General features: G+C 45.3%; 7 protein-coding genes. 2 read left to right on the plus strand and 5 right to left on the minus strand.

Features of this window, described 5'->3' with window-relative positions; all coding sequences use genetic code 11:
- Positions 1–3: 3 nt before the first annotated feature.
- The 5 genes from ABNE31_RS09140 to ABNE31_RS09160 form a co-directional block, all read right to left on the minus strand.
- The gene (locus ABNE31_RS09140) at positions 4–5,235 is read right to left on the minus strand and encodes a gliding motility-associated C-terminal domain-containing protein (protein WP_349350984.1); all 5,232 of its coding nucleotides are present in this window, start codon (positions 5,233–5,235) and stop codon (positions 4–6) included.
- Between the two features lie 11 nt (positions 5,236–5,246).
- A complete protein-coding gene (locus tag ABNE31_RS09145; protein ID WP_349350985.1) occupies positions 5,247–5,795 on the minus strand; it encodes a DUF4347 domain-containing protein in 549 nt (182 codons plus the stop codon).
- Between the two features lie 487 nt (positions 5,796–6,282).
- Positions 6,283–6,879, minus strand: coding sequence for a Crp/Fnr family transcriptional regulator (locus ABNE31_RS09150; protein WP_349350986.1), 597 nt, complete (start codon positions 6,877–6,879; stop codon positions 6,283–6,285).
- A gap of 96 nt (positions 6,880–6,975) precedes the next feature.
- Positions 6,976–8,370, minus strand: coding sequence for a Gfo/Idh/MocA family oxidoreductase (locus tag ABNE31_RS09155; RefSeq protein ID WP_349350987.1), 1,395 nt, complete (start codon positions 8,368–8,370; stop codon positions 6,976–6,978).
- Positions 8,371–8,402: 32 nt separating this feature from the next.
- The gene (locus tag ABNE31_RS09160) at positions 8,403–9,140 is read right to left on the minus strand and encodes an NUDIX hydrolase (protein WP_349350988.1); all 738 of its coding nucleotides are present in this window, start codon (positions 9,138–9,140) and stop codon (positions 8,403–8,405) included.
- A gap of 593 nt (positions 9,141–9,733) precedes the next feature.
- Here ABNE31_RS09160 and ABNE31_RS09165 point away from each other — a divergent pair.
- A complete protein-coding gene (locus tag ABNE31_RS09165; protein WP_349350989.1) occupies positions 9,734–12,952 on the plus strand; it encodes a TonB-dependent receptor in 3,219 nt (1,072 codons plus the stop codon).
- Between the two features lie 4 nt (positions 12,953–12,956).
- Positions 12,957–14,684, plus strand: a complete 1,728-nt coding sequence (locus ABNE31_RS09170) for a RagB/SusD family nutrient uptake outer membrane protein (RefSeq protein ID WP_349350990.1) — start codon at positions 12,957–12,959, stop codon at positions 14,682–14,684.
- Positions 14,685–14,777 lie beyond the last annotated feature (93 nt).

The following is a 14,777-nucleotide window of genomic DNA, read 5'->3' on the forward strand; positions in this document are numbered from 1 at the left end:
GTATTAATAGTTGATGAATATCCAGCCCTGCAATGGTGCACTGCCATCGCCCAGGTCTATGATGTATAGATATGAACCTGCGGGAAGCTTTTCGTTTCTACTTTTATAAAAACCTTCCCAATCGTTACGATAGGATTTGGTGGCGAACACTTCGTGCCCCCATCGGTTGTAAACCTTGACCACGTTGTTGGGATAGTTGTCTATTCCCGGGATGATCCAGGCATCATTGTTACCGTCGCCATTGGGCGTAAAGGCTTGGGCAGGTACCAATAATGGTTCTTCGTCCGTTGGGAATGCGTCATCGAAATCGGAAACGCCGTCGTTGTCGTCATCTTCGTCCATGGTATCGGGGATACCATCGCCATCGGTGTCCACGGGTTTGCTGGACGCATCGGTTGGGTTGGTTCCTTCCATCAGTTCTACCTCATCAGAGTATCCATCGCCGTCATCATCCGTATCGGCATTGTCGCCAATACCATCTCCATCGGTATCCACAGTTTCACTGGCATCCGTTGGGAAAGCATCTTCACTATCCGGGATTCCATCATTGTCATCGTCGTTGTCCACATTGTCCCCTAGGCCGTCCCCATCGTTGTCCGTATCGGTTACGCCATCGTTATCATCGTCGTTATCTGCATTGTCGCCAACACCATCGCCGTCCACATCGGAGGTTTCGTTGGGATCATTTGGGAAGGCGTCCTCAGTGTCTGGCACACCATCATTGTCCGCATCATCGTCGGCGTTGTCGCCTGTTCCGTCACCATCGGTATCGGTATCCTCTGAAGCATCTTTTGGGAAAGCATCCTCTGAATCTGGAGTACCGTCGTTATCATCATCGTCATCGGCATTGTCGCCTGTTCCGTCACCGTCGGTGTCGGTATCTTCAGATGAATCCTTCGGGAAAGCATCCTCTGAATCGGGAGTACCGTCGTTGTCATCGTCGTCATCGGTATTGTCACCTGTTCCGTCACCATCGGTATCGGTATCCTCAGAAGCATCTTTTGGGAAGGCATCTTCACTGTCCGGAGTACCGTCGTTATCATCATCGTCATCGGTATTGTCCCCTGTTCCGTCACCATCGGTATCGGTATCCTCGGAAGCATTCTTCGGGAAGGCATCTTCACTGTCCGGAGTACCATCGTTGTCATCGTCATCATCGGTATTGTCGCCTGTTCCGTCACCATCGGTGTCGGTATCCTCAGAAGCATCTTTTGGGAAGGCGTCCTCTGAATCTGGGGTACCGTCGTTATCGTCGTCGTCATCGGTGTTGTCACCTGTTCCGTCACCATCGGTATCAGTATCCTCGGAAGCATCCTTCGGGAAGGCATCTTCGGTATCCGGAGTACCATCGTTGTCATCATCGTCATCGGTATTATCCCCCGTTCCGTCACCATCGGTGTCGGTATCTTCAGATGAATCCTTCGGGAAAGCATCCTCTGAATCTGGAGTACCGTCGTTGTCATCGTCATCATCGGTATTATCCCCCGTTCCGTCTCCATCGGTATCGGTATCTTCTGAAGCATCTTTCGGGAAAGCATCCTCTGAATCTGGGGTACCGTCGTTATCATCATCGTCATCGGCATTGTCGCCTGTTCCGTCTCCATCGGTATCGGTATCCTCGGAAGCATCTTTCGGGAAGGCATCCTCTGAATCTGGAGTACCGTCGTTGTCATCGTCGTCATCGGCATTGTCGCCTGTTCCGTCACCATCGGTGTCGGTATCCTCAGAAGCATCTTTTGGGAAGGCGTCCTCTGAATCTGGGGTACCGTCGTTATCATCATCGTCATCGGTATTGTCCCCTGTTCCGTCACCATCGGTGTCGGTATCCTCAGAAGCATCTTTTGGGAAGGCGTCCTCTGAATCTGGGGTACCGTCGTTATCGTCGTCGTCATCCAGATCATCGGGGATTCCATCACCATCCGTGTCCTGCGAAGCATTGATACTTGCGGTATAGCTGGAAGCACTAACCGCGTCATCATTGTCTTTTACTTTGAAAGCGAAGGAGCTATAACCATCTCCATATTCGCCATTCGCAGTGGTATACGTCAACAGGGAGATGTCATCGATCATGTCGTTGATCTGTACTGCTGAACCATTGTACTCCAGGGTTCCTTTGGCGGGCAACGATATTACTTGGATACCATTAAAGGAATCACTGGGGTCCACATCGGTAAAAGTAAAGTCTGCTGCCGTAAAGGTGTAGGCGGCATCCTGAATCACTTCCACTGTGCTATTGGCGCCTGTTGGAACATCGTTCACATTGGTGATGTTCAAGGTTGCGGTCACGGTCTGCGAGAAGGAAACAGCATCCTCAAAATTATAGGTAAAGCTGTCCGTTGCCGATTCGTCACCGTTGTGCTCATAAGTAAAGGTTCCATCTGGATTAAAGGTAAATGCTGTTGCATGGGAAGGATTGGTAATGATGTGGTACACCAAATCATCTCCGTCGATTTCCACATCGTTGGTGGATACGTCATCGTTTAAGGTGGCATTTTCATCCAAAGTGAAGCTATCGTCATTGGCTACTGGCGCGTCGTCCTCTGGTAAAATGGAAAGCGTAATGTTTGCTGTCACTTTCTGCCCTTGGTCATCCAACTCGTAGGTTACCGTATCGGTGCCATTTTCATTGGCATTTGGTGTGTAGATCACTTGATTGCTGCCATTCACCACGGCGTTACCCTTGGTTCCTTGTGCGGTGATGGTCACCGTTGGGGTAGCGCCCATATCGTACACATCGTTGTAGAGCACATCAATGGGGTCCGAAACGGTATCCTCGTCCAAAATGGCCAAATCATCATCAGCACTAACCACTAGGGTTACATTGTACGGACCAAATGTTGCGGTTCCCACATTTCCTGCATTGTCTTTTACTTCGGCGTGGATGTACCAGCCTGTGCCCCCTGTGTTGAAGGAAGTGGTCTTGGACTGACTATTGCTCCAAGAACTCCACGAAGCGTGGTCGGTGGCAGGTGCAGAGGCACTTTGGATTTTGGCAAATCGCTGCACGTCAAACCCGCTACCTCCATTTTCATCTTGGAACACCAATTGAATGTCCGTATCGGTATCCAAGTTTCCGCTTGTGGGGTTGGCCGTTATGGTCGGGTCGGTATTATCGTCCACAATGGTCAGCGTACGATAAAAAGGTTCCGACCAAACCCCTGTATTGGTCTGTGTCCGTAGACTTATAATATAATCCGCTGATAGGTTGTTGTAGGCCGAAAAATCGGTCATGGGCGTACCAGCATTATAAATTTGGGTGTCAGAAGGATTTCCATCGGTATCATAAGTACGTTGGGTAACGATCCATTCCTGTACGGATAGGGTTCTTCCGTAGGGGTCTACGGAGTTATCCACAATTCCAATGGTCATATTGCCCGTATAGGTATTGATCAAATCGGGTTGGATGTTGAACTGCGCAATGGGTAAATCCGTTGCTCCGCCTGAACTGGCTGTTTTTTCCACGTAGATACTGGTTGGGCTACTCCAAGTACCTTGATGGTCCTGAACCCTTAGCATTACCAAGTATTCTCCATCGGGAACTGTATTTTTATCAAATTGGCCAATGGTCCAATCGTTGGTAGAGCCTGCGTCTACTGCCTTCCATTTCCATTCGGATTGGTTGATTCCGTTATTGGCCCCACCATCCAAATCGTATGAGGTGTTGTTGATGAACCCGGTATCTGCGCTATAGGTAAAACTGGCCACTGGTTTTCTGTGAAAGAATAGGGTAGTGGGCGCTGTTGGCAAATCCTCAAATGTGAAGGAGTATTTACCTGGTTTTTCGTAGAATTCCGGCACATCTTCCAAATACAATCCGTCCCATGATACCTTTCCGGTGTTGTTGGCAAAATGGGTCTCATCGTGGGTGATTTTCCATCTTCCGGAGGGATAACTGGCATTGGCCGTGTTCGATTTTAGCTGAGCGGGGTCCACATCGATTTCTACCGAGGTACCCGCAATAAAGAATTCCCCTGCGGTGACCGTTCCAAATTGGTACTGATCGTAAATGTATTGAGACATATCGTCCATCCAGGTCGACCAGCTTCCGGCATCCCGGTTAATAAAGGTACCCTGAGTGTTGTTCTGCTGGATAAAGCGCTCAAACTGTGCTTGGTTGGCATTGGTTCCCCATCCGATATAGTGAATATCCTCGTTAATGGTACGCATCAAGATTTCCGAAAGGTCTTGGTCGCTATCAAAATCGGCCACTTCAATGTCATCCAAGTTGACGTTAAAGCGAAGTGCACTATTTCTCCATTGTGGCTCACGAAGTACATCCTTAAAGGCTCTTAACTCCAATTTTTCGATATTGATATCCTTGAAATAGGCATTTTGCTGCTCATGGACATAAAATCCGTAACTGCCTGAAGGAAATGAGGTGTCGGTGATGTCAAAAGATTGAATCCAGTCGGTACCCGCGTTGCCGCCACCACCTCTACGGGAGATCTTGATGTTGTCGCCCGACATTTCTATTTTAAAATCTATTTTTTGGCCATTGTAGAAAGCGGCGAACATATCGGCCCTATTCGCATCCCATCCGTAGGGGGCCGAGCCGGAACGTCCGCTATTGGTGTTTACGGCCAAAATGGTGGTAACCCCGTTTTCTCTTTTTAAGATGGCCTCAGCCGGGAATCCGTCACCGTTGGCATAGTTCATCAGGTTACCGCAGGCGGTATGGTTATCTATGATGTATGCATAAAAGTTTTGATTGTCCTTCTTTCTAAAGATAAACCCAACTTCTGCGTGGGTGTATGGGGAACCGGAAAGTCCGAAGGTGGCCGATATGGTTCCATCGGCTACATCTCCAGTCGGGTCGTACATCGCATAGCCATAACCGTTGTATCTGTTTACGAAATCTGCAATGATTTGATTGGTTCCCGAATCGAAGGAAAAATAATCTCCCGTGTAGGAGGAGTGGACAGGAGGCTCCGTCCCGTTAAAGTTCATTTTGTTCCAGCTGTTAAAAATGTCGCTGGCATCTGCTTGATCGGAAGAAATGGAACTCCGCTGGAAGGCTTCAACCCTTAGTTTGCCCAGTGGGATACCTTTGGCGTACATGGCCTGCTCCAAATCGTCCTCAAAAGTCGAAAGGTCCAAATTTGCCGATCCCACAGTGACCATTACGTCCACATTTGGACCCTGTTGCACTGTCATATCTACCGTTTGCGCCTGAATGGTGCCACAAAGCAGAAAAAGGGTGAAAAGTGTTAGTGAGGTTTGTAAAAAATGTTTCATGGTTGGTTGTTCTATTTAAGTATTGAACTATTGATTGGTTGGTTCATCGTCGTATGGTCAAAATCCAAGCTGCTTTCCAGAACGGAACTACAGTTGGTGGGAACCCCGATATTGAAATAGGAGCGTTCGCTGATCTGTTTTAACAGCGCAAGACCTTCTGGATTGGATCCGAGATTGCAGTCGTAAACCAAAAGTTGGAAATTGGTTCCCTGATAAAGGCCCTCTAGCATAGAAAATTCGAACTCTTGTTCTACTTGTTGGCCATCATAGGTTATCCCGCCAAGTTCAAAGGCATTATAGGTGGCATTAACGAACAAGTGAATGGTTTGTATCGAACTGTTCTGCTGAACATATTCCCGAATGCTTTTCCAGGGATTATCTTCTCCGTTGATTTCCAAAAAGTGGTTATTGGATGGGAGTCTGTTCAAGACATCTTGTTTTTGGGCATATTGGGAATCCATAACTACCAATTCATTGGTTTGGGCTTTGGAAACTCCAATTACCACAAGGGTTAGCAGCAAAAAGCTTATTAAAGTTTTTAGGTTGATGATTGTTTTCATGGGTTTATTGAGTTTAGGTTTTCGTACATAGTTTTAGGGTTCAAGTTTTGTTTGAAAGTGGACATGAATCGTCCTGGCCGCGATTTGCAGCTAGTTTTTCGCCCGTGTCTGTAGCATTGGCTACATCACGTCATTTTTAAAAAACATCGAGAATGATCAATCGGAATAGTAGTGCTATATCATAATGGTCGGGAACTTTTGTTTGAAATCCATTTCTTATTATTTCTTACAAAAAAGAATCAACATTTGTAATCTATTTCTGATTTACATTTTAAGAAACGGGGGTGTATATGCCTTATTTCAAAAAAAAGATCACCAAATTGATAAAAATCAATTTTTCCGTATTTTCTTACATATATTAAGAGGTATACTATTGAAATACAGCTGCAGCACTCCTGTAAGAAAACCCAATTTTCTTAAAGAGTAACAGAATTTTGTTCCAATTGGTAATGGATCGTTGGAGCAAATGCTCTCGCGGAAGGGTCTTTTAGCCTATCTCTTTCATAAGCCTCGACAAGGTTTCCGGTCTCATGGCCAAGTATGATGCCAAGTGTTTCCTTGGAATACGCTCCACAATCTCTGGTTTGATCTTTTCCATAAAAAAGGCCAACCGTTTACGTGCATTGGGTATGCGTGCCAAGTAAACCCGGTGTTCTGCCAAAATGTAGTATTCTTCCATTAGAATCCGGTTGATGTGCCGCATTTCTGGAAAATGGTTCAGGCAGTATTTGTAGTCCTCGTATTCAAGGTAATCGCAATAGGTGTGCTCCAAACTTTGGATGTATTCCTGACTTTCTTGGTTTCGGAAAAAACCGGTAATGGAGGTAAATACTTCGTTCTCCGAATCAATCCATGTGGTGATTTCCGTGGATTCGCTCACAAAATAGCCGCGGACCATTCCCTTTTTGATGAGATATAACCGATTGCATACTTCGCCCGCCTTACTGATCAATTCATTTTTTTGAAAGGAGCAGCTTTTGATCTTGTCTATCAAATACGCTTTGAGGCTTGGACTGATGGGATAAATGGAATTGAGAAAGAAAACAATGTATAGGTTTTTTTCGGAACTCTCTTTGGCAGGCATTTAGTTATTGGTTTGGTTATCGTTTGTATTCTGTTTCAAAAGTAATACATCGTCTTGAATAGTAACGGTATCATTGGGCCAACAAGGTTCGATCTATCATGATTTGTGTTTAAAGGGATGTTCCCATAGCCCCCGATAGTCCCTTTTCAAAAGAGCAGTGGCCTCGGCATCGTCCACAACGACCCGCTGCTCTGGATGATAAACCAGTGGGCGCTCCAGTTCCATGGCCAGATTGGCCAAAATACAACTGGCCGTGGAAATATGTCCCTCTTCCACATCGGCAACAGGCAATCTATCGCTTTCTATGGCATCCAAAAGATCTAGCATATGTGCTCTTGTGGCAGGTGCCGTATGTAATTCTATATCTTTTTCCTTGAGATCTTCAGGATATTTTTCCCGTTCGTATACCACATCTTGTTGTATGGTCTTGCCATCTCCATAGGGTATAAATTCATATTTGAAGACACTTCCTTTAAAGGTGCCTTTTTCTCCATAAATAAAAAAGGCCCACGGATATTCAGGGTCAGCTGGAGTTCCCCAACTTCGATGTTGCCATACACAATTGAGTTCGTCAAATTCAAAGATCGCTGTCTGCGTATCGGGCGTATTGGCTATGGAGTCCTTTTGTACATAAATGCCGCCGGTGGAGCTTATTTTTTTGGGCCACCCCAGTCCAAGCATCCAACGTACGGTATCAAGCATATGAACGCACATATCACCAACAATACCGTTGCCGTATTCCATAAAGGCACGCCATTTTCTGTGCGGTAGCCCAAAATAGGGTCGTAAGGGGGCGGGTCCGGACCACAGGTCATAATCAAAATAATCAGGTATTTGTTGCGGCGGAGGATTGCCGTTCCAGCGCATATGGTAGTAGCAGCACATTTCCACATGGGATATTTTCCCCAATAGTCCGGCATCGATGATATTTTTTTTGCCCTCGATCAAGTGTGGGGTGCTTCGGCGTTGGGTACCGATCTGAACTTTTCTGCCCAACTTTCTGGCCGTATCCAAAATGGCTTCGCCTTCCATGACATCCAAACTGATGGGCTTTTGGAGATACAAATGGGCGCCAGATTCCATGGCTTCGATGGCCTGAAGGGCATGCCAATGATCGGGCGACCCGATCAGTACAATATCCAGGTTTTTTTCCGCTAACATTTTTCTGTAATCCCGGTAGAGTTTTGGTCTTTTACCGGATTTTTGTCGGAGGGATACCAAAGTTGCCGCTTCTTCCAGTTGTTTTTGGTCCACATCGCACAAAGAAACTACCTCCACGTTGGCGACTTGTATCAGTCTGAACAAATCGCTCTTGCCATACCATCCCGTGCCAATGAGCCCCACCTTCCACTTTTTTGGGGCATATAGCATATCCATACCGTAGGTTCCCATTGATGAAAGGGCCAAAGCGGCACCGGTGCTTTTGATGAAATTTCTACGATTTAGGTATCTATTTTCGGTTTTCATGGCCTTGTGGTCGTAGTTTGTCATCGGGTTGGTACTGTTGGTTGGTTGGTTTGGGTTTAGATCAGTTTTTGGGTCGGTTCAATGTTTTTTGCCTTCTCCTCGTCAAAGCTGTACAGATATGGTGCCTTGTTCGCTGCTCCTGTGTACAGTTTTTCGTGCCTTTTTAAAATTCCCATGCTCAATATTTTGCGTTGAAAGGTGGTTCGTCGCAGCTTCTCGTTCAAAATGGCTTCGTACACCTTGCGAAGTTCCTTCATAGTGAACTTTTCGGGCAGGAGATTAAGGCCAATCGGTTTTTTGCCCAAATCATTGCGAATGGCTTCCAAGGCCTTATCCACGATTTCCTGATGGTCCATCATCAACTTCGGAAGCTTGTTGATACTATACCAATTAATGGAATCCGAATATCTATTGGGGGCTGGCTGTACCTGATTGTAATCGATGAGCGAATAATAGCCCACTGTGATGAACCTTTCGAGTACCCAATGATCATTTGGCATTTCTATCCCCAACGCGCGGGCAATCTCTTTGGTGGTTTCAGGGTCGGACCGATGGAGCCTTCCAAAAGTGTGAAACTGCTCCAAGTGGATCTTGGTCAGACCGGTTCGTTTCATCACCCCTGTTTTTACGGCATCGAGCAAATCCTGATCTCTCCTGATGTAACCACCGGGCAAGGCAAACTTTCCAGAATTTTGATACTCGAGTACCAAAATCTTTAATTCTTCGCCCGTAAAACCAAAGATTACGGTATCAAAAGAAACATTGGCCAAATATTTATCTTCTGAGGGCAACATAGTGTTAACATCGCAAAATGTACATCAAAAAAAATTAATTCTGAAAAAATCAGACCTTTATTGTAGCAATTTGATACAATATAAAGTAGGGACTATGGAAATCAGTTTTGGGAAAACCATTCATTTTCCTTACCACTACACCTAACAAAGTATTTGAAACAAGTCAGAAAGCTAAGAAAGTTTTGGTTCTATGATGGTGTTCGGATGATTCGCTAGGAATGAACCTTGCCGTATAATCCTACAACATGAATATGTGCAATCAATTTTAACATTTGGATTGCCATCAGAAGGAGGGAAAAAGTTGTAACAATCCAAAGGGTTTTTGTTGAAAATTTATATCGTTTCTCCAGACGAAGTGGAGTGGGCATTTTATGAGTATGGCCGCGACCTTAGGCGTGTTAACGTTTTATTAGGATTCACATATTGACAATACGGATAAGTCAATTTTAGCGATATGAATATTTAATGTTAAAATATTGTCAATTATAAAATTTTAACTATTATTGTTCATGATTGAGACAATACCATGATCGCAATCATACAAATTAACTAAACTAAATAGACTATCTATGAATCAAAACAGATGTAAAGTTTTGACAAAGTTGTCTTATGGCCTAAAGGCTTTTCAGACATTCTTCTTGTCAATGACAATGATGTTTGTGGGTGTGTCTGCATTTGCAGCGTCCCCAGACTTGGATGAAGCTACTTCACCCCCCTACCAATTGACCATAACGGGTACCGTTGTGGATGACATGGGAGCTCCTTTACCTGGTACCAACGTTATTGTTAAGGGTACCACCAACGGGACGCAGACCGATTTTGACGGAAATTACACCATTACCGCGCCTTCTGACGCTACATTGGTTTTTTCCTATGTAGGTTTTAAAACCTTGGAAGTTCCAGTAAATGGGAATTCTGTTGTGGATGTGACCATGGTAGAGGATGCCGCTGCATTGGACGAGGTGGTAGTAACCGGTTATGGTACGCAGACCCGAGGTGATTTGACAGGTGCCGTTGCATCAGTGGATGTTTCCGAAGCCGTAAAGCAACCTTTGGTAAACGTTGCCGAGGCCTTGGAAGGTCGTGCAACGGGTGTTAGTATCACAAACGCCGGTAACCCAGGTGCCGCGCCCATCGTCCGTATTCGCGGTTTGGGAACGCCCAACAACAACAACCCATTATATATTATAGATGGGGCACAAACTCAGGACCCCAACATTTTGAACACCATTAACCCACAGGATATCGCACAGATCAACGTGTTGAAAGATGGTGCGGCCTCTATCTATGGTGCGAGGGCTTCCAATGGTGTTATTATTGTAACCACAAAAAGTGGTAACTACAATCAGAACAAACTATCCATCAATGTAGATGTGTCCACAGGTTTTTCAAGGGCCAATCGTTTGCCGGATATTTTGAATGCATCTCAGTTAGGTGAAGTTATCTTTGAGAGTTTGACCAATGATGCGATTCGTAATGGGACAGATCCAGCAGCAATCAGACACCCACAGTATTTTCCAAACGGTGGTCAACCTCAGGTGCCAAACCAATTGTTGGGCGTGAGTTTCTTGGGAACTGGAGAAGAAGTGGTTGCCCCTGTTAGACCAGGAGGAACCAATTGGTTGGATGAGATTTTTAGAAGTGCACCCACCCAGAATATTTCAGCGACCTTCTCCAACGGTAATGAAAATTCCAAGTTTTCTGCCACTTTCGGTTATTTGAACCGTGAGGGTATTCAGTTGGAAACCGGATTTGAAAGAGGTCAAATACGTTTGAACTCAGAATTCAAAATTGGGAAACGCTTGACCATTGGTGAACACTTAAACGCTTCGTACAGTAATACGCAAAACGTAGGAGGTAACCAAACCCAATTGGCATTGCGACTAAGCCCATTGGTACCAGTTCGTGATAACTTGGGCCGTTTTGCCGGAGCATATGCCAATCCAAATGGATTGTCAAACGCCTCTAACCCAGTGGCCAACTTAACGCGTGATGCGGATGACTTTTTTAGGGAAACCCGTTTGATCGGTGACGTTTATGCCAGTTATGCCATCACCGATAACTTGACCCTAAAGACCAGTATTGGTGGAAACATCAGTATTTTCAGTCAAAGAGACTTCTTGGCACTAGATCCAGAATCTGCGGAGCCAAGATCGACCAACACATTGACCGAAAGAAACCAACAGACACAAAGCTGGATCTGGACCAATACCTTGAACTATGTCAAAAACTTTGGCGATCATAGCATCAATGCATTGATAGGTTTGGAAGCTGTTGAAAATACAGGAAAGAGCCTTCAGGTTTCTGCCACAGGATTCCTTTTTGAAACTCCTGACTTTTACCTGTTGGATAATGCCTCTGGATCACCTATCGTGAACCCAGGTAATACCTTCGATTTTGTAAACACACTTTCCTCTGTTTTTGGTTCGGTAAACTACTCGTACTCTGACAAGTACTTGGTGAGCGCAACCTTAAGACGTGACCGTTCCTCAAGATTCTTGGGAGACAATCAGAGTGGTTACTTCCCTGCATTTAGCGGTGGTTGGGTTGTGAGCAACGAAGACTTCTTCCCAAGCACGGGATTGGTCAACCGATTGAAGTTGAAAGCCTCTTGGGGTCTTTTGGGTAACCAAGAGTTACCGGTGGATAACCCAGGTATCAACATCAACAACCTGAACAACGTAGTTGCCGATTACGTTTTCGATGGAGGTACTAACTTAAGATCTGGAGCAGTTTTGTCAGGCGTAGGTAACCCTAACATCCAATGGGAAACCAGTGAAACCTTTAACGTAGGTGCGGAATTGGGCTTTTTTGATAACGCCTTGGCACTTTCCTTGGAATACTACAAGATTACTACAAAGGATTTGATCGTTGCTGACGAAACTGTAATCAGTGATACAGCCATCGATGCCGGTGCACCGTATGTGAACCGTGGTAATGTGGAGAACTCTGGTATCGATTTGAACGTTTCCTATTCAGGAGCGGTTGGCAGAGACTTCAACTTCGGCGTAGACTTTAATATGTCTACTGTTTCCAACGAAGTGACCAGTTTGGAAGGTTTCCTTATTGGACAATCCTTTAGGGGTGGACCGATTACAAGAACCGAGGAAGGACAACCGATTTCTTCTTTCTACGGTCGTGTAGCGGACGGTATTTACCGAAGTGAAGCAGAAGTGTCCGCAGGACCTGACCAAGGTTTTGCCTCTCCAGCAGCTGGTGTAGGTAGAATCCGTTATGTAGATTTGAACGATGACGGTGTTATCAATGATGATGACCGTACTTATATTGGTAATCCAACACCAGACGTAAACTTTGGTCTGAACTTGAGCGCCAACTACAAAAATTGGGATTTCAGCGTATTCTTTAGTGGTGTTGCAGGTAACGATATCTACAACTTTGACAAAATCTATACCGACTTCCCAACGTTCCCTGACGGAAATAGGAGCACAAGGGTTTTGGATGCCTTTAACCCGACCACAAATCCTAACGGATCACAACCCGCATTGAGTTATACCATCTTGAATGGAGAGACCAATTCAAGCTCATGGTTCGTTGAGGATGGTTCTTTTGTTCGATTGAAAAACTTGGTGGTTGGATACACCTTGCCAAGCCAATTGACCGATAAGTGGGGCGTTGCAAGTTTGCGTGTCTATGCGAATGCCAGTAACTTGTTTACGATTACAGGCTACGACGGTATCGATCCCGAAATTCTACCCCCAAGTGGTGCCAACTCAGCGTTTACCCTTGGTGTGGATGAGAACACCTTTCCTGTACCGCAGATATTTTTGTTAGGAGTAAATTTAAAATTGTAAAAAGATGAAAAAGAAGTTTATTTATTTAATGGCAATTCTCTCTGTCACCTTTTCGTGTGGAGACGAATTTTCAGATACGCCCGCAATTGGGGCTTTAAGTGACGACGCTTTGGCCAATCCACAAGGGGTAGACCTCTTGTTGACAGGTGCCTATGGTATGCTGGACGGATGGCGAAGTAACAATAAAGGAAATCAGTTTGCTGTTGGTGGCGATAACTGGTGGTGTGATGTTATCTCTGATGACGCCCACAAGGGAAGTACCGACGGTGACCAGATTGAGTTATATCAAATTGAAACCTTTGACTGGCAAACGGCCAACGATTACTTCCGTGCCAAGTTTACAGCACTTTACGCTGGTGTAAACCGTGCCAATGCCGTACTTTCTGTAATCAATGGTATCGACAGGGATGCCTTGTTGCCAGCAGATGCAGCAGCGATTACTGGACAAGAGGCGGAAGCCCGTTTCTTGAGAGGTCACTACTATTTTGAGTTGACCAAAATGTACGGGAATGTTTCCATCGTAAGTGTGGAAAACTATGAAGCGTTGGAATTCAACCAGCCCAATAGTGGTCCAGCTTGGGAGCAAATAGAATCAGATTTTCAGTTTGCCATTGAAAATCTGCCAGCTACCAGAGCGGAGCAACCCGACCCAGGAAGGCCAACGGCATTTGTGGCACGTGCTTACATGGGTAAAGCACACCTATATCAAGGAGATTGGGCAAATGCTTTGACAGAGCTCAATGCTGTGATCAACAGTGGAGAGTTTGCTTTGAACGCCGAATATTTGGATAATTTCAATGCTGCCGGTGAAAATGGACCTGAGTCCGTCTTTGCGATTCAGTATGCCGCAGATACAGGTCAGTCCTTCAATGGTAACATTGGAGGAACCTTGAACTTCCCCGGTGGTGGACCATTTGGTTCTTGCTGTGGATTTTATTCTCCAACCATCGATTTAGCCAATGCTTTCCAAGTAGATGGTGATGGACTTCCACTTTTTGATACTTATAACGATGATGATTTCAAAAATGATTATGGTATCAACAGTGATGAGCCCTTTGAACCAGATACAACCACACCGGTTGACCCTAGATTGGATTACACCGTAGGAAGACGTGGCATCGACTACAACGGTTTTGGTGAACACGTAGGTAAGGAATGGATTCGTGCAGGATTCAATGATATTTCTGGACCATACCTTCCTAAAAAGAATGTGTATCAGGCCGAGGAGTTGGCAACCAATCAAGGTGCCGGCGCATGGGGTCAGCAGCATTCCGGTATCAACTACAACATTATCCGATATGCCGATGTCCTTTTGATGGCTGCCGAAGCTGCCGTAGAAACAGGGGATTTGGCCACAGCGTTGAACTACGTAAACCAAGTTCGTGAAAGAGCAGCCAACACATCCGTGGTTCAAGCCGTTGATGGTGGAGGCCCTGCTGCCAATTACCAAGTTGGTTTGTACCCTTCTTTCCCAGATGCCAACTTTGCCCGTGAGGCCGTTCGCTTCGAAAGAAGAGTGGAGTTGGGTATGGAAGGACACCGTTTGTTCGACCTAAGAAGATGGGATGTAGCAGACCAAGTAATTTCAGAGTATGTGACTAATGAAACCCGTACCATTGACAATTTTGGTCCAAAAATGAATGCATATCAGCCTCAGTTTGATTTGATGCCGATACCATTGACCTCAATTGATTTGAGTGGTGGAATTTTGACACAGAACCCTGGATACTAATAATATTAGTCTGAGTTAGTTTAATTCAATTTAATTCGAGTGAATAGGTTGCCAATGAATTTTGGCAACCTATTTTAATTAGGGACCCACCCA

It is taken from the genome of Flagellimonas sp. MMG031, from assembly GCF_040112705.1.
Lineage (GTDB): Bacteria > Bacteroidota > Bacteroidia > Flavobacteriales > Flavobacteriaceae > Flagellimonas.